Origin of the sequence: Acinetobacter soli (assembly GCF_018139125.1) — a bacterium.
Taxonomy (GTDB): Bacteria; Pseudomonadota; Gammaproteobacteria; order Pseudomonadales; family Moraxellaceae; genus Acinetobacter; species Acinetobacter soli.
In genome coordinates, this window is the sequence record NZ_CP073242.1 from 48,868 (window position 1) to 67,586 (window position 18,719).

7 protein-coding genes are annotated in these 18,719 nt (G+C 37.7%); 3 read left to right on the plus strand and 4 right to left on the minus strand.

The window, feature by feature from the left end; genetic code table 11:
• Positions 1-21 precede the first annotated feature (21 nt).
• The 4 genes from KCV09_RS15515 to KCV09_RS15530 form a co-directional block, all read right to left on the minus strand.
• On the minus strand, positions 22-915 hold the full coding sequence (locus KCV09_RS15515; RefSeq protein ID WP_032055064.1) for a hypothetical protein: 894 nt from the start codon (positions 913-915) through the stop codon (positions 22-24).
• A gap of 2 nt (positions 916-917) precedes the next feature.
• Positions 918-5,351 carry a hypothetical protein gene (locus KCV09_RS15520; protein ID WP_212515818.1) on the minus strand — a complete coding sequence of 1,478 codons (4,434 nt, stop codon included), beginning with the start codon at positions 5,349-5,351 and terminating at the stop codon, positions 918-920.
• Between the two features lie 312 nt (positions 5,352-5,663).
• The gene (locus KCV09_RS15525) at positions 5,664-12,299 is read right to left on the minus strand and encodes a strawberry notch C-terminal domain-containing protein (protein ID WP_099143553.1); all 6,636 of its coding nucleotides are present in this window, start codon (positions 12,297-12,299) and stop codon (positions 5,664-5,666) included.
• Positions 12,300-12,330: 31 nt separating this feature from the next.
• The gene (locus tag KCV09_RS15530; protein ID WP_068524132.1) at positions 12,331-13,965 is read right to left on the minus strand and encodes a hypothetical protein; all 1,635 of its coding nucleotides are present in this window, start codon (positions 13,963-13,965) and stop codon (positions 12,331-12,333) included.
• 1,608 nt (positions 13,966-15,573) lie between these two features.
• Here KCV09_RS15530 and KCV09_RS15535 point away from each other — a divergent pair.
• The 3 genes from KCV09_RS15535 to KCV09_RS15545 all read left to right on the plus strand — a co-directional run bounded on the left by KCV09_RS15535 (position 15,574) and on the right by KCV09_RS15545 (position 18,603).
• Positions 15,574-16,050 (plus strand): hypothetical protein, encoded by a 477-nt coding sequence (locus KCV09_RS15535; protein WP_005005780.1) that lies wholly within the window; start codon positions 15,574-15,576, stop codon positions 16,048-16,050.
• Positions 16,051-16,217: 167 nt separating this feature from the next.
• Complete coding sequence (locus KCV09_RS15540; protein ID WP_005005779.1) at positions 16,218-18,008, plus strand: hypothetical protein; 1,791 nt, start codon at positions 16,218-16,220, stop codon at positions 18,006-18,008.
• Entirely contained in the window at positions 18,001-18,603 is a 603-nt protein-coding gene (locus tag KCV09_RS15545; protein ID WP_212515819.1) for a transporter, read from the plus strand. Before KCV09_RS15540 ends, KCV09_RS15545 begins: the two co-directional genes overlap by 8 nt.
• Positions 18,604-18,719 lie beyond the last annotated feature (116 nt).

Consider the following 18,719-nt stretch of genomic DNA (forward strand, 5'->3'; position numbering starts at 1 on the left):
AATGTTTTTATTTAAAATTAATTAAAACCCATTGCTATAAGTTGAAGCGCTTTCTTTAGTTTTAACGTTTTCAAGATTGCTTTGCGTAATAGTATCTTTGTAATGCTGACTAAACGTATTTTTACCCGTTTCGTTTATGTTCTTAAGCTCATTTTTAATGACCTTAAGATAGTCTTGATATTTTGGTGACTGTTCTACATAAACTTCGGTCGCTGCAATTGAGAACATGTTCTTATCATTGGTTGCGATCGGAAATAGGGCAGTATAGGAAGCATCTTGCTTGAGCTGGTCTACAGTTGTTTGTTGCTCAATGATCTTCGCCTGATAGTCCAACAATGTTTTATTGATATTTTCATGACTATGGATAACGAAATTCAACTGTCTGTCATTCGGACGTTCAAGGGTAAACGGCTGATCGATACCAGAAAGCTTATTACAGATCTCCATATTGTATCGGTAGGCTTCAAACGAGTCTGAAAAGTGATTAAAGTCTTTTCGGAGAGCATTATTGTTTTCTAAGTCTTGCTGAAAGTCTTGAAAGCATTGCAATACATATTCATCTTCATTTTTCTCAACGAATAATTGAGCGATGTTGGAGCACTGGTGCCGTTCGCAGAGATCCGCAAGCTTTTGAATGCTTTTAACCTCATTTTTCTTTTCTAAGATGTTGCGTAAATGTAGCTGAGTTGCCCGATACTCTTGCATCAACATATTGTGATGCTCGACAAATAGCTCATAATCGCTTTTAAGGTACGGACTGGCACCTTCAATCTCACGCTCTACCTTTTCATGCTTAGAGTTGGTTTGAACACGCTCACGCGTGGTATTCACTGTATTTTGACCAAAACCACCTAAGATTTTATCAAAAGCAATCATCGCATCGATGTCGCCAGTTACGTTTTTATAGAAATCCATGATTAACGCCCCAATGTTTGATCATTGTCATGATCGTTTCTACGTGCGACTTCTAAATCTATATGCTTATCAAGGTCACTCAAAAATTGAGATGTCGTATTTTTCTCAAGCTTTACTTGGTCTAAGTAGTTTTTAGTATTGAGATTCAAACCATCTTGGAGCGCTTCTAAGCGTAGGCCAGTTTTATCAAAATCAGCTTCAAGGATCTGATTCACTTCTTTGATTTTTTCCATGTCTTGCTGTTCTAGACGGTGTAACTTCACATCCTCATGAATCGCAGCGATATAGTGATCGGTTAAGATCTCTTGCTTTAAGTGCTGAAGCGCAATTTCCACGTTTCCTGTTTCGGCAATCACGGCGTTGAAGCTGTCAAAGATTTGACCTGTTTCAGCCGAGTTTCTAAATTCAACAATACGAGGCTCAACACTATTAAGGTTTACAAACTTGGCATCACCATACGCAGTAGGTAGTACTAGATGATCATCCATACATTCAAAAAGTTGCTTATATTCAGCATTCATAAGATTTGATGCTGCTTGAAGCTTTAAATCTTGTTGTAACGTGTCTAGGCGTTGGTTGAGATGTAGAAAGCTTTGAACATACATCTCGTTTTGAGAGTTTTCAGGCGCAACAACGGTTGAGGCCATACCTTTAACAACATTTTTCAGTTGCGTATTTTGAATCTGATCAGCAATTTGATTAAGCGCGTTAATGTGATCGGCTTTCACAAGGTTATTGTTTTTCAGTTGTTCAATAAATTGATTTTGTTCAATCACTTTTTCACTTTCCTTTTCGCTGAATAACGAATCTTTAATTTGTTGTTTCACCTGGTCCAAGTTAGAGAAGAGGTGAAGTACTTCTTGTTCATTGCTGTTATTGACTGCATTTAGCAATGTAACAAACACATCATGGCTGATTAGTTGTTGCTGATTATTTTCCGCATTCTGAAATTCAGCAATTTGACTACGGCTAATGACTTCAACACCAACATCATTGATATAGCTTGCGCCAATCGGGGAGAGTTGATTATCTGGAGCTTTTACGGCGTAGTACTCGCCTGATTTGCCATCATCTTTGGCGCATAGACCAATATATGTATTGCCATCTTGCGTAATGATTTTTGAACCGATGCTATTGAGTGCTGCAGAGGGTTGTAACGTACTCAAAGTTTGAATCAATTCTTTTTCGCGATTTTGATGAATTGCATTACTTACTGCCTGGTAAACTTCAGGATCTAAATAAGTCACCTGATTGGCAGATTCTTCATTGAGCGCCGTGACAGTATTCCACTCTAAAATATCTTTACGCGGTATCGTTGTAATACCGGCATTAATAATATCTTCCGTGGTAATTTGACGATCAAGGTTAGTAATGGCCACGGCGTTGTATTCGGGTGCAATTGATTTATGACCTTCCGAATCTGAAGTCAGTACCACGAATTGACCGTAATCCGTTTTCACCATGGCACCTACAACACTGAGCTTGCCTTCCAAAATCATTTTTGAAAGTTCAAGTTCACGTTCGGCAGATCTGGCATAAGTATTAGTCTGTTCTGCAGTATTGTTGATGGTATCGGCTTTGAGCTTGTCTAAATATTCACTTGAAAATTTACCAAGCGCATTTAACTCGTCTATCGGCTCGACAGACTCCAGCTCATACAGTGGAACGGTAGAGGATTCATTCACGATGTCTTTAAGATAAAGCACATCTTGTTCAGTGATATTTTCGAGATCTTCAATCACCGAAAGAGGCACAACGATCGCACGTTTATCCAGATTATCGGAAGCTATATCCAAAACAACCATATTGGTTTGGGTTGTTTCATCTTCATAAACCATACCGACAAACTGTTCAATTTCAGCATAAGAAACATTGTTGTGACGGTCTTTAAAGAATGCTTCTAAGTCAGAATCATGATCAACATAAATACTGTCATAAGGGTTCATTGGTTTACCGTCATTGTTTTGGTCTTGGCTTTGCGGTGCTGATTGAGTTGCCGACTGTTCTGCAGTATTGCCTTTAAACTTACCCAAAAGGTTTGAAAGTTTAGATTTGACTTTCTTTACTTGATCCGAAATTATTTGACCTGATTGATAGGCACGTTGAATAAACTGATCTTTGTATGAAGCTTTGGCTTCTTCAGTCATTTGTTCTGGATCTTGCCCTAATGGATATTCGGCACCAAGGAACATACGTGCTTGTTCTAAGTACTGAGAACAAATGGGTTCAAAAAAGCGACCTTCAAACTCATGGATCTTTTCAGACTTAATGCCTTCATGCAGTTCTTCAATTGAGAGAAACGTTACTTTGTCTTCAATCGCTTCTAAATAGAACGGCGTAATCGGGGTAGGTGCATCGCTACCTTCCACTTGAGGCGGTAAATCTGCTTCTTTAACTAGTTTGATAAATGGGGTAGAGGATTCAACACCTTCGACAGAATCCTTACCGACTACATCAATCACGATGTATTGTTCACCGTCAATGGCATAGACTTTACCGACATTTAGATCGAATTCTTCTAAGGTAACGCCGTCACGGTCTTTATTCAGTTGAGTGGTATATGGATCGTTTAAAAGAGGCAACATTTGCTCTTTAGAGATCGGTTTTAAAATATCGGCATTCTTACCAAGTTCAGTCAATTTTGATTTATCGGCTGTATTGGCAAGCTGTTCGGGTTGTTGTGCGTCTGGATGGTTACTTTTAACGGTAACATCAGGATTGATTGGTTTATCCCAAATGTTTTTCAGGTTATCAAGGCTTTTGTTCTTGTTGAACATGGCCATAATCGCTGCAATGATCAACTTGATTGTTTTCTTAACCAGTTCAATCATGACTGCAATCATTTTTGCACTGAGCGCAGCGAGTTCATCAGCGACCGTTCGTGGATGGCCGTGGCTATTTTCACGCGCTAAAGGAGGACGTTCGTTACCTTCCTCATTTCGCATATCCTTAAAGCTTTTAGAGGCAACGCTACTTGCAGCCAAACTTGCTTTGTCTTGTGGACCACCAGCAATGTTTAATGTGCTCTTTGGTGTACCTTTTGGTGCATTCGGATCAGCTGATTCAACATCTTCCTTTACTGTCTCTTTAGTCTTCTGATTTTCTTTATGTTCTTTCAAAAGTAGAGCAGCTTGTAACTGGTCGCTATGTTCACGGGTTTCTAATAACTGAATTACTTCCTTGGTTAACGTGTCCGTATTGAATTCAAGATAGTGAATCTCAAGTTGTTCAAGTCGAGCAGCTGTATGGTCGCTATTCACACGCCATTGATCCATGACGATAGATTTTGGCACTAAGCCAAGTTCTTCAGCTTCAATCCCACGAATTAAGCAAAAGTCACGCACTTGGCGCATCAATGCGTTAATTTGGTTTTTATCGGTTAATTCACCTGAAAAATAGGTATTCGGTGCACCCGTAACTTCGTTGTAGATCTGCTGTTTTGCTTCACGCACGACTTGGTTTTGGTTAATCAGGCCTTCAATCGCGAATTGACGATTACTCAGGAAGTTGAGGGCATTTTCTTTAGTTGCACCCTTCAGGCTTAAACCATAGTAGGGCTGAGTGATAAAAGATTTTGTCTCAAAGTTAAATAGGGTTTTTTCAGCCACTTGAACGGCTTCAAATGGATTCTCTTCTTTGGAAAGGAGGAAATCAGGATCATTGTCTGATAGGTATAATTTAGAGTCTGCAGTTGTATAAACACGGTCTTCAACTGGCAATGAACTGTTATTTTCAGCAATATTGCCTAATCCTTGGTCCAGTGCGTTTTTAGTCTGGATTTTATTCAGATCCGCAATAAACTTAAGATCATCATCATTCTGCAGATCAAGCCCGATGTCTGCAAAGAATTCTAATTGACTGGCTGGATCTCTTTGCTCAAGTGCATCAAATACTTTACCAATCAGAACAGGATCAAGTTCAGCTAAATCATTGACAGTGACAGCGGAAAGATCAAACGTGTTTTCAGGAATGATGGACCGTTCATTCTCGTAATTCGGGTAACTACTACGCTCATAATCACCTTCGTCAAAAAACATCGGTTCATCATCGTTCAACCGAGTATCTTCAAGAGGGGGAGCGTAATCATAATCTGGGTGCCCAGGAGGTACAGAGTTACCGCCCATAGGCTGATCATATTGTTCATACTGATCATACTGATTATTTTGATACCCATCATCTTGCATGACTGGCGGTTCTTCCATTAATGGAGGTTCAGATAGGGGATCATTGGGATATGGTTCAGACTGGTATTGTTGCGATTGATCTTGTGCAACATTGTTTTGTTGTGGCGTAGGCTGGATGGATTGAAATTCCACGCCGTCCAAACTTAAATCATCCCACTGTTCCAGGCCCTCATTGAAAGTTAATGATTGGCCGTCTTGCAGTTGATCAAGTGTTTGCTCGTCAAAATTATCTTGTTTAGGGCTTTGGTCCATATTTGATCCTTATGACAGGTGGCCTTCCTGGTTTTAAGAGTCCTTTTTAGAATCTGTATCAACATTCCAAATAAAGTCTTCTTTAAAGTCAGAATTAAAACCAGTTGTGATGTCTAATTCACTGTCAAAATCCACTAAATCTGAGTTATTAGAAGATTCCTCTAAGGGATTAGAGTTGCACATAAAATACCTGTATTTGTTTTTTAAAACGTCAATGTGATCGTCACGGATATGATACATGGTATATACGAACTAGACCACACGTAATTGTTATTCACGTATGGTCTGGTATATACCTTTTAAGGGAGGGTTTTAGAAAGATAATTGCTGGATTTCTTGATCGTTATCTAAGGTTTTACCCTTAGGTAACTCAGCCTTATAAGCTGGCTCTTCTGGAGGATTAAGCATACGGTTAATTTCATTTAAAAAGTAATCATTACCATCAGGAAGCTTAGATTTTAAATCCAAAAAGGCAGCTTCAATTTTGGTTGTACTGTCCAGCTCGTCAACAAAGCGTTCAACATCCTTGAGATCAAGCGCAAATCTAAACTCATTACGGCCTGGCTCAGTAAAGTGGATGTTCAACGATTCATCTGTTTTACCGCCTTTAGGATCATGGAATACGTTGGTATTCGACATAAAGCGATTGAACTGTTTTGCAACAGATTTCACCGTCACATTAAAGCAGTCTGACCCGTTGTAGTAGAACTCAATACTTGCTTTCTTGTACGGGAAATTAACCTTAGTACCCACATAGTTATTGCGGTTGAAATCAATGTTTACAGGCAATTGATTAAAGAAGTTCGCAATCTCTTTAACTTGCTTAAACGTCACTTGGTTTTCAAGAGAGCTTTCAAACAAGTCAGTTGGTGTATTTGATGGCAATAATAACGCACGGTTACGCATACCATCAGCATCGGTAAATATAACGGTTGAATGTCGTAGATCTAGTGAGCTGACAATCTTATGTGCCTTGAACATATTGCCCGTTAAGGTAATCGCTTGTCGTGTGACATCACCAGACGGCGCTTTCTCAAAATAGGTACGCGTATAACGGGAATAATTGTTTTGTTCAGTAAATAAGTTCACCAAGGGTTGACGATCCTCAACATGACGTCTATTCACATCAGCATAAGAATAAAATTCAGGATTGAAGCGTTTTAGGATAATACGTCCTTTTTCACTCACTGGAGCTACCCAATCCAAGTCTTGCTTGGCATTTTGCATGGTGTAATTGATCAGTGGAACTTTAAACGACTTCTTATCACCAGGGTAAACCAAATCAAGCTTAACCGCATTCGGTGTGATTGCACCTACACGTAACGGCGGTAGGTCTAGACGTAGCAAAGCACCTGTTTTGTGATCTGGCGTCACTTCATCATCAAAAAGACTAGGTTTTGAGATAAGGAACAATAACCCATGCGCTGAATGACCTTCTTTTTCGTTCCTTTCCATAGAACGAGCCAAGAATTTTAGATCCTGAACAATTCGATACATGCGATCAAAGTTAGAGGTCAAAATAGGATCATTGGCAAGATAAACCGCTTCAGCTACTTTTTCAAAAGCATCTGCAGAGTGATCATCAGGTTTACGAAATTGAATATCATCAATGTGTTTTACATTGGCTTCAACAACACCGAAATGATCAAATACTTCGTGTCGATAATCACGAATCACTTCACCACGCATTTGCCCATTTTTGAAAAATAACTTTTGCTTAGCAAAGCCTTCATATTTTTGGTACATCAATGCCTCAAAGTTATAGGCATAGTGTAGTAGTCCGTGTACCGTTTCATTGATGTTTTCATTGATACGTTTAAATTGACGCACCAGATAATCATCACTTTCTTTGAACATGAGTTTTAGATTGTCAGCACGTAATGGCTCAACATGTTCAATGTATTGCAGACCTTCAAAACGCACAGGTAGATCAAAGGTATTGATCTTGGCTGCTTCTGTTTCTGAAGTCACGGTAAAGAAGTTGTCCTTCACTTCAAACTCACGGACTTTTTTAGCTTTCCAGTCTAAAAAGTTGGTCTTGAGAGGGTTACGACCCAACAAGTCTAATTCACGGATCTTATCGTTATAGTCAACAACCAAGTCTTGATAAACCTGTTCTTGCTGACTAATCGGCATCAAAATCAGTTTAGATAGCAACTGGTTCACATGATAGTTTTGCGCCGTGCGATATGATGGTCCTTTTTCATCATCCGAAATATCAATATCAAGTGTGTTCGCCAAGTTTACGTTATTTTTTAAATAGTCCAACGCTACCCGGTTGCCAATGTAGTTGAGCATGTCAGGATAATCGTTTTCGTTAAACTTGGTTTCTGAGTTGGCAGAGACGTTCGCTGATAGGGTAGACAGTTTACGCATCATCATTAAGTGCATACGTGTTTCTGCTGGAATACCCGAATCTACTGTCGTCATAATCGGATGTGATTCTTCACCACGGCGACCCACACGACCGATCATCTGAATCGTATCGGTAGAGTTCTCAGGTTTTTGCAAGAAAAACAACTCACGTTGGCGCAAGTGATCCGATGGAATTGTAGGATCAGGGTTTTTGGCTGCATGTAGAGAAATACCCGTACAACCAGAGCGAGTCACAATAACAACATCGATTTCACCAGATTGGAATTTTGATTGAACCAAAATCTTACCTTGTGTCGTATTGTTCTCTTGTTTATTAACCTTCCATTTGCCGTCTCTTGTTTCCGTTAAGTGGATCTGACGGCCAGAGATTTCATCAATCTTGAAGCCAGCTTTTGTCACCTTGTTACGTAGTACGTCCAAAGGCATCAAAGGTAGGTCAGGGAACTTTTGAATCTTTTCTTTGATACGATCCAAAATGATTTTATACGGACTTACCACTGGATCGCCGTTTTCATTAAATGTCACTTCCGTACTGAGCTTCTTAACGAACGAGTTACCGTAGTTATCTTCAGCTTTCACCACATCGATGCGATCTAACATCACTTCAAGCAAGTCACGGAATTGTGGGAGTTCATCTAAAACAGAAATTTGACTTTGCAGATAGCTACCGCGCTTATCTTCAAGCTTAGTCAATTCCTTTTGAATATTTTTCGCTGCTTTTTCATCGCCAGCGTCACGGTTTTCTTTGATCATGAGTTTTTGAAGCTCACTTTCAAGAAATTCAATTTCTGACGATACCGACTTGAAGTTATTAAACGCTTTTTCTTTTTCAGGCGAATCAGCGGTAACGTCTTGCGCCGTATCTGCTTTTAAAATCGCTTCCATGCGACTTTGCATCAAAATGTTGAATAGACTCTCACCCGTATTTTCCAAACCAATCACGGGCTTTCTACCCTCATGTAACGCCTGAATCACAGCATCACTTGTAGAGTCAGTTTTCAATGCCAATAGGAATTGCTTTTGGATCTGGTACATTCGAGATCCAAAGTTCATCACACTCAAACTTAAACGGTTTTTCGGATCGTCTGAATCCTGATGAAAGTCTAAATTGGCAACAGCATCATCATCATTGGCAATGTTTTCTAGCGCATCGAGGCGAATGTCTTTAGAAAATTTCACCATGTCCGTCAAGATGTCAGAAAGAACATCTGAGTAATTGTGAAATTTCTTAATTTCCTCTTCAGTTGGCACAAAGGTTTGAATGGTAATGTGCGAGAGATCTTGCTCTCTACGAATCATTGCAGAGCTATCTACCAAACCTTCAGAAATAAACTCCAAAATTGGACCATCTGCATTATCGATAACCTTTTGTAAGTCATTACGAGATACGGATCGAGGGAACAATTTATGGAAGAATTCAAGATTTTCAGGTTTCTTAATTGCCGATGCAGACTGGAAATTAATTAGGTTGGTCTGATCAATAACATCTAAGAAAAATTGACTTGTAGCTGATTTCAAGGATGCTGCACGGTGCGTTTCATCCATCACCAAAACAGTGTCTTGATTAATAAAACGAGTCAATAACGCACGTTTACGGTTTGGTCGGTTAAATTGGCTATACGTTGCCAATACCAAGTCATGTTGCGCTGGAATATCTTCAATTTCCTTAGGCAGATCTTGGCCAGTGAATAAAACCTCTTCAGTACCAAAGCGGTTAATCACAGCATCCGAGTTAAAGATAAACGGATCTTTAAAGAACTTGTCACTGTCTGTAGCAACAATATCACGCCAAATGTCGTTCAAGAGTTGCGTTGTATCTGTAAGGAAAACAGGGGGCTTTCCTCTTAACGCACTATATCGTAAACACGCAGCTGCAATACGACCTTTACCTAAACCCGTCTGGTCGCCAATAAGCACAGGTAAGTTTTGGTCAAAACGTAAAATGATATGGGCAACCGCATCGACCTGTTCACATGCAAAAGCGGACTTTAGTGCATCAAAATTGTCATATTGCAATTTCTTAGCGACATAGGCATCAACAAGAGTAGGGTAGTTACCATTATCGACTTCAGCTTGGAAATTGATACCCCCAAAACCTAATACATTTTGGATGTGTTTAGTCAATTGAGCATTTGCCTGATTAATCGCTTTAATCTGGTTTTTAGCCACTAAAGCAATTGGCTCAGATGCCATGGACATCGGTATATACTTAACTTGGTATATATTTTCCGGAGTTGGTTCTGTTGTGTTTTCAGCATTAGGAACAGGAACAATCGGCTGTAAATTTGATTGGTCAGATTCAACAGTCGGTTCTTCTTCTTTTTGCTCAGTACCGATCGCTAATTCAGAATTTAACTTAGCAATCTCTTCAGCAGTTAAACCCGGTTCCTGTTTTACTTGCTCTACCGCTGGTTCTTCAGCTGGTGTTTGTTCAGGTGTTTCACCCTCATTGGTCGCCGTGGTATCACCTACTTGAAGATTAACGTCATCGTCAAGGTCTTCATCCTGATTTTGGTTCTCGTGCGGATTCTTTACCTCAGGCACGAAATCATTGTCATTTTCATTTTCAAACGTTGGTGTAGCTTCAGTTGGTGTAGGTACATCATCATCTGAACTGGTTGTTTGCGTACTAACTTCAACGGTTCCGAAGTCAAAAGAAACTTTATTCGGTTTTGATTTAGGTTTACGACCAAACATCGGTTTTGGTTTGACAGCTTCCTCTTGCTTAATCTCTTCTTCTTTAGCGACCACGACTTCATCAAACATAGTGACTGCAGACGTAGGCGTTACACTTGATGCAATATCTTCAAGTGGCGAAACAGGCTGTTCATCACCTAGACTAGCAAACAAATCGTCATTTTCTTTTTCAACAGGCTTAACCTCAACAACAGGTTCAACCACTGGTGCTTGTTGTGCTTGTTGCTCAACTGGAGTCGGAGTAGTTGGCTTGAAGTATAGATCCTTATTCGGATTCAAACGTTTATAGATTACGTTATTAGCCCATCCCCAAAGTTCGTCATAGTCCGTTATGACTTTCAACTTATCTGGTACCACAGAAGATTGGTAAGTTTGTAGTAACGCTTGTTCATTTTTACGATTGCCTACCACCAACATACGAACATTTTGATTAGCGCCGTTTCGTGCATATGCATTGCCGTGGATTTCTACAACCGCCTCAACTTCATAATGCTTATAGAGATAATTGAGTAAATTCTTTGATTTACGCTCAACCGTACCATCTGAAATCTGTTTATCTGAGCCAATAATGAAAACTGAACGCCCTTGATCGTTTCGTGCGTTTAGTGATTTAACCAGAATGGCATGGTCCAATTTATCCGTACTGAACCAGACGTTTTCTGATGGATCTACCAATAATGGGTTTGGATCTACGCCGTTACGCTGTTGAACCAAAATTGGTGCAACACGTTCTAATTTATCCATAGCACCAAAAGGAGGGTTGGCAATCACATAGTCAACTTTTTGCTTAAACGTTTGCTCAAAATCAATTTGTGTAGCATCTGCAGTAACAACCGTGCATTCATAATTTTGAGTCAGTGCTTTTGTACGTTCAGCACGTTTGGGATCTAACTCAACCGCATAGACAGAAGCATTACGCTCTTGGGTTAATAAACCGATTAAAGATCCATTACCCACAGTTGGCTCGAGCACGGAAAAGTTTTGTTTTGTTCGGTTATCACCCTCAATCAATAAGCGCTGAGCCACAAGTGACATCGGGATTGGAGTCGAATATTGCTGTAACATACGAATCGTATTGTTTCGCATGGTCTTAGTCGGCATGCGATTGTATAACGCTAAACTCGTTTTAAATGAGCTCTCAGTAAAATCAAGCTCACCTAACTTTTCGACCATCACTGTTTCAAGCGCTTCTTCTGCAGTATGGATCTGTTTATCTGTTACCTTGGATACATCAACGTCAGCATTTTTGGCTTGCGTGATTAGAGCTAAAAACTTTAAAAAGTCCTGGTGATTATGGCTCTTTGTTTCATGTTCTAATTGATAGATATAGCCTCTTAAGCATTCTTTTAAATCTTTTTGCTTGGTCGCACGTAAGTACAGACTAGACGGCTGATCATTAGGACCTTCAGGTATTTGCGTACCTTGGGCATTCACGTAAAAACGGTTATGAGCTGAAGCATAGATTTTGTTGCCATCAGAGTTATAACCGAGTGGAGTTGCACTATTCAACGCAACGTTCAATCGTTGTGGCACCAATGTTTTTGCTTGGGCATTGAACAAATCATGCAATTCTTGGCGAGTCGCAAGCACACTACGGATAAATTCTTTTGGAATACCCAAAACTTCATGAAACAGTCTTGGTTTGATCGTTTCATTCAAATTGTATTGATACAAGTGACCGTCAAAGTGAGGATAAGCCTCAAACTTCATCGGTGTAAAACCAATGTTATTCAAATTTTCTTTAGATAGTTTTTTTTGAACGTCCAATAAGAGTAATTGGCTATCCGTCTGGCCAACACGCCGTACATCGAGATATACACCAGCTTGTGATAAGTCGATCCATTTAATTTTTTCGTTTAAATCATGAGTAGTCATAGCGAACCTGAAGAAGAATTATTAAATTTGATTAAAAAGTCATGTCGTTATAGACATCAGAAGTCGCAGCCTTTTCTTGGCTTTTCTTAACATCCATTTCTGGCTGTCTGACTTTCATCATTAACTCTTGTGGATCAGGTAAAAGATCGTGGTTGAAGTTCTTAGATAACGGACTATCGATTGAAGCTTTATGTTGCTGTACATGCTCTACCGTAATTTCTGAAAAGTTCAACGCATTCATACGGGTTTGAGTAAGTTCAACAGGCTCGATAAACGAGACAAAACAATTATTCGAGTTCCGTTGGTGTGGTTGAATAACAATAAACGCTTCAGCAAATTGCTGTTTTGCATGCGTCAATTTATTCATGGTCTGACGATCAACTTGACTTAAAAATTGAGGATTTAAGTCGTGCGGTTTTGGATTGCCGTAGTCATCGGTAAATTGATTCACTAGGGGAGGTGCACCAACACCACGAACACCCTCACCAGTACGTAAATCTATTTCTGGATCTACCTTGCGAAAACCAGCGTGAGGCGTTTTATTGTTGAAAAATTTCTTTAAGAACGTGTCTTTGTAAAGCGCACCTAGTTGTAGTTGTTGGCCATGATAAACCTCAGGCAGTAATTTTTGACTCACCAAGCCAGCGTAAAGACGTTTTAAATTTTGATTTTTTTCTTTGTCTACATCTTCATTGTAGAACACTTTAATTTGTCGATCGCCAAGTAATGCAAACAGGGCAATACGGGCCTGGTCCATAACATAAACGTTCTGAGCCTGTTTATCGAACTGGTCTTTTTCATACTGGTTGGATGGTACAAAATTTGGATCAAAAGTTGCGGTGTGAAAGTCATTGCCGTTCAAAATATCTTTGATACTTTCAATCGGATCTTTAGCAACCCGATAAGACTTTTTAGTTTTATCAATACCGCCACGTTGCATCAACGGATCTGGCTTAGCGAATTGCTTAACACTTTCACGATCAGCACTGTCATAGGTTGGAATCAATGGGATTGTAGTTAATACAGAACCAGACTCATAGCGCACAACAATTTTTGAAAATGGAATGCGCTCAGGTTGGTTGTCAGTACTATTCGATAAAGATTTAACAAGAAGCTGTAAATTATTTTTAATAATAGCGTTATGAAGTGCTGGAGAATTAATTTTTACATTGGGCACTTGCATATGTGCTGCATCTTCAATGATTTGAGCTTTAACAAAGAAATCGCCGTTTTTTTGTTGATGCACATTGATAGAAGTGACTGCTTTGATTAATTGTGAATTCGGGTTGTTACTCATTACGTTGCACCACTGAGCAACATAAGTTTTATAACCGTCAAGAGATTCGTAGGGTGAGTCAACACATTTGTCAAAACAGATAATTCGACCACGGTTAGCACCGCGATTATGTGTGTCTAATGAAGTACGTTGGTTACGTCCAGAATCAAATTTTGCGTGGACTTCATCTACTGAAACATTCTCAGTATGATGCTTGTTGAGTTTATTAATGATCTTCGTGAATTCTTCAGATGAACTCATTCGTATGCGAACTGGTTCATTGGTAGACATATCAAAGCCGTATGCATACAGCTCGTCTTGTTCATCATGTTTGTAAAATTGATCTACAGTCATGACGATACGTTTAATCGTATTATCACTTTTACTCATTTCTTAAATTCCACGCTTTATATTTTTGATTGCTGGTCATTGACTCAAGCTATTTATAAAATACTACAAAACCTCATTGGTATATACTAAGGAGGCAAATAAAAAATTAAAAAATATATTAAAAAGTTTAAGAGTAAATTTTTAAAAAGAAATTTTTTGTTTATTATCTTTCTAATTAAGGGAAGTTAATTAGGGACATTTTTTATGCTTATTTTTCATGATATTACAGGATTAGTACGGAAAAACACAAATGGTACGAGCGAAAATCAAATTCATTTGAGCGCAAATTGAATTTGAATTTTTAGAAAATAAGGCGTTTTTAGCTGGTTTTTGATGTTTTTATCCACTTTCCTATTAAATTCTATCCACAAATTAAGTTCTTGTATATTAGAATGAATTTAAAAATATGAGTAAAATATTGTTCATTTTTTAGCTTTTTGAAATATTGGAAATTTGCAAACTAGCAAGTGTTGTAAGTCGCTGTTTATAATAAAATTAAATAGAATAAAAAATACTTCCAGCGCAAATTAAATTCATTTGAGCGCAAATTAAATTCAAAACGTTGCGGATAACTTCTCCAATTTCCTGAGAGCCTTGATAATAAAGACTTTCAGATTTTATGAGGAATAGCCCTTATATATGACCCAATGATCGCTATTTAGCTTGTTTTACGACAAATCAATAACTTACGCCATTAGGACGGAAGAAAGTTTACAACCCATTTATAAAAAACTTTCGCTGAGTTCAGACTATAACAGAAAATCAATGAGTTATGCCATTAGGACGGAAGAAAGTTTACATCCACTTATAAAAAACTTTCGCTCGTATTTTGACACAACTATAAATCAATAACTTACGTCATTAGGACGGAAGAAAGTTTACAACCCATTTATAAAAAACTTTCGCTGGAAGTTAGGTACAGCCAAAAAGTTATAACCTAACCTTAAAACATACTAAACATACTATCTATGATAGTTGAGCTATTGGATCTGGACAAAAAAGTAAAATCAATAACTTACGCTATTAGGACGGAAGAAAGTTTACAACCCATTTATAAAAAAGTTTCGCTCGTATTTTGGCACCACTATAAAACAATAACTTACGTCATTAGGACGGAAGAAAGTTTACACCCACTTATAAAAAACTTTCGCTCGAAATTTGCCAGCAATATAAATCAACAACTTACATCATTAGGACGGAAGAAAGTTTACAACCCATTTATAAAAAACTTTCGCTCGAAATTTGCCAGCACTATAAATCAACAACTTACATCATTAGGACGGAAGAAAGTTTACAACCCATTTATAAAAAACTTTCGCTCGAAATTTGCCAGCACTATAAATCAACAACTTACATCATTAGGACGGAAGAAAGTTTACAACCCATTTATAAAAAAGTTTCGCTGGGTGCCTATCTTGAGCACATATTTATTTGATCAAGTATTACATTGGTTAACTTACATTGTAATTGTGAATATTACTCATATAAGGCACTGTTTTTCATAGTCTTATTTATTAAGAAATTACTGTTAAAAATGCTTTTAATCGTAGTCTAATTAACGAATTGATGCTATAATGTCTACTCAGAATGCCTATGGGAATTCGAGATATGCAATATCAATCATTTAGTCTTAGACATCAAAAAATACTCATTGACTTCAATGTGTTTAGCTCTGGCTCGTCTGATATTTTGCTAAAAGGTGTTTTATCTGCCGAATTGCTTATTCTAGTTGATAATTTAAATGCATTTTATTCTGCAGAAGACGGTAGATACGTTGTATCAGCTGAAAAAGTTAACCACGTTACAGGTCTAGATTTTAATAAGAAAACTATCAACCAGATCATGCGTGAAGCTTGTGATTTATCATTTATGATTGATACAGATGCGAAGCAAGCTGCAGCACCTATGATTGACGAAATTCAAATCTTATCAAGTGGCGATATTACTTTTAAACTCACTAAAAGCTTTGATTTTTTTAGAAATTCTCTTAGTTTTAAAAGCATATATGAGAAGCTACCATACAGGTTCACTACTTCTAAACTAGAGTTACCGCAGATCGGTCAACAAATAATGTTAATTGCGTAATTAAGCCTCTGACGAGGCTTTTTTATTGTCTAAAATTTAGTTAGTATATACACAGCTTTAAAGCGAAAAGACTACAACGTTAGTTGGGTTGCAAATATATTTTTATTTTTATTTTTTAATTCAATCTCAGGCAATGTACGTTGTACGTTGTCTAAAGTGGAGCAGTTATGCAAGATTCTTCACAAGTCTGCATAAGTAAAGGAATTTCAGAAGATGAAATTTTTGGACTATCGCAGTCAATCAAAGACTCAATTATTAATGCCGAAACAAAAACCATGGATCTCTTGGGTTACGGCAACAAAATCAGTAATTTCATAGTCGAATGTTATCTAGATATTCCAGTTGTTGATCAATTCATTTTTTACTTAATGTTGGTGAATGCCAAAAATAAGTATGCACATCAGCTGCAGCGCGTTATCGCTGAAAAACCTGAATTATCCCAAATTGAAGCATTACAACTAGCGAACAACTTTGTTCTGAATTTTGAATACATCCGTCAAATTCTTTTATTCAAAAATAAAGCTAATTACCTTAGCAATGGCCGTATCAAATCTTTGGCATGGAATACGCTAAATAGTGTTGGTAAAGTGATGCTACCAATGAGCTCTTTACGCCAAATGGACAGCGAACCATTTTCAAGAAATGACGTAGACAGCGTAACTCATAAAAGAATGTTTGCCAGTACGGGCTATTTTGAATTAGATAACAATGCGTTTATTTGCTATCAGCTTGAAGAAACGTTGATTGCCAATCTATCTGAATTAGATTTTGATAAAAAGGGGCGCTACACAGTTCTCGACACTTTAACGGTTCTTGGATTTAAGGACCGTTTTGATCTTTATATGTATAACTTGATGAAGATCAATGAGTTTCGTGGCGAAGTGGTTATTCCTTACATTGACTTCAAAGCATTAACCGAGTTTTCAGTAGAATTTAAATACAAAGCAAGTGATTTTTACCGTAAACGACTTCTTGTTTCATTAGAAAGACTGAATAACAATCCATCTATTGAATTATTTATTTCTGTTAAGTATGAACCATGCAATAAGCGTACACCAGATCGTGACAATTTTTGCAATTATCGTTTTCAGATTCAGTTAAAGTCCAACTATCGTAAAGCGCTTAATACATTAAATGAAATGTGTGCAAAGGTTCAGGATGAACAGGGCAATGAGCTTAAAATCAGTAATGCGCTCTTCACTTCAGCAATTCGATTGAATAATGGTGAACCTGAAAAAGTAATAGAACTTGTTAAGGATCGTTTAGCTGCTTATACAACTAAGAATGGACCATCATATTTAGCTAAAAATCTTAATTTGGTTGCGTCTTATGTTACGCGAGCTCTAGAAGATCTATATAAAAGTAATCACTTCTTTGAAAGATTCCTAAACGATATGAAGCAAGCAGATAATTTACTTTATCTGAGAAATCGTGATAAGAAAGTTGAGATCGAAAACAAAAGTGCATCTACTTTCTCAAGCGAATTCATTAATATTCGCGACAAAGTTGATGTTACCACTTGTGAAATTCTTACAAACGCTGAGTACATTTCAAAGAAAACGGAAGCTACTGTAATTATTGATTATGCTTTCATACGTAATTCTATTTTTATTACACATCCTCATTTGCGCCACCAGCGAAATGCAGACGAGAAAAAATACATAGATCTCGTGTGTGAAAGCACAAAGCTTTGCCAAATATTCTTTGGTACGGGTAATGAAAATAAAAAAACGTTAACTCAAAACTATTTAACAGAACTCCTGTTTGAACATTTTTTTGATGATAATTTCCACTTGAACTCAGATGTATTAAAGAATCTTCTAAAAAAAGATAAGGACTATTGGGTACAAGAAAAGCAAAAGACATTTATGCGGTTGTGGAAACTTGCAAATGAGTTCAGTTTAAAAGCTATTAGTCCAGCGAACTACAACGGTAAAGAGAGTTCAGACAATGAATAATAAACTTTATTTATGTGCAATTTTTACGGCTACTATATTGAGTAGTAGTGCAAATGCCGATTTTAGTGATTGGTATAAAAAAGCAACTTCAAATGAAGATTCAACTCAGCAAGTGCCAGCTCAACAACAGCAAGCACCTGGTCAAATTCAACAGCAAGCACCAGTTCAGGTTCAGCAACAGCCGATACAGCAAAGACAATATAATTCTAATCGGAACACCACAGCTACGCGTTACCAAAACAATAATGCAAATGTCACTGGTGATTCTGGCCTTGAAGCACGAATGAATAACTTGAATACGACCATTGAGAATCTAAACAAGTCATCAAAAAGTGGTGACAACCTCACGAATAACTATCTAAATATTGTTCAATTCATAGTGATAAACGAAGAAACACGTAAATTGGATGGTAAAGACAATACATCACTGATCAATAACATGTTGGCTGGTATTGTGAGTTGTCAGAATAAATACAAAGTCGATGTTATACAAAAAGTGAATAATCAACTCCCAAGAGATGTTGCTAACACCGTACAACGGTATTTAAGCCAGAATGGACGCTCTATTGGTGCAAACGGCAACTGTTTATACTAATTAAACCCCCTTTTAAAACCGTCCTTAAAAGGCGGTTTTTTTTATTCTTAAAACATACCTATTTATTTTAAAACCACATTCTATATACTACTAACAGTTTAATGAATATTAATGTG

What these genes read in the sequence shown, in the direction of transcription:
- KCV09_RS15515 (WP_032055064.1), bottom strand. Translation starts at nt 915, where the DNA reads ATGGATTTCTATAAAAACGTAACTGGCGACATCGATGCGATGATTGCT.
- KCV09_RS15520 (WP_212515818.1), bottom strand. Translation starts at nt 5,351, where the DNA reads ATGGACCAAAGCCCTAAACAAGATAATTTTGACGAGCAAACACTTGAT.
- KCV09_RS15525 (WP_099143553.1), bottom strand. Translation starts at nt 12,299, where the DNA reads ATGACTACTCATGATTTAAACGAAAAAATTAAATGGATCGACTTATCA.
- KCV09_RS15530 (WP_068524132.1), bottom strand. Translation starts at nt 13,965, where the DNA reads ATGAGTAAAAGTGATAATACGATTAAACGTATCGTCATGACTGTAGAT.
- KCV09_RS15535 (WP_005005780.1), top strand. Translation starts at nt 15,574, where the DNA reads ATGCAATATCAATCATTTAGTCTTAGACATCAAAAAATACTCATTGAC.
- KCV09_RS15540 (WP_005005779.1), top strand. Translation starts at nt 16,218, where the DNA reads ATGCAAGATTCTTCACAAGTCTGCATAAGTAAAGGAATTTCAGAAGAT.
- KCV09_RS15545 (WP_212515819.1), top strand. Translation starts at nt 18,001, where the DNA reads ATGAATAATAAACTTTATTTATGTGCAATTTTTACGGCTACTATATTG.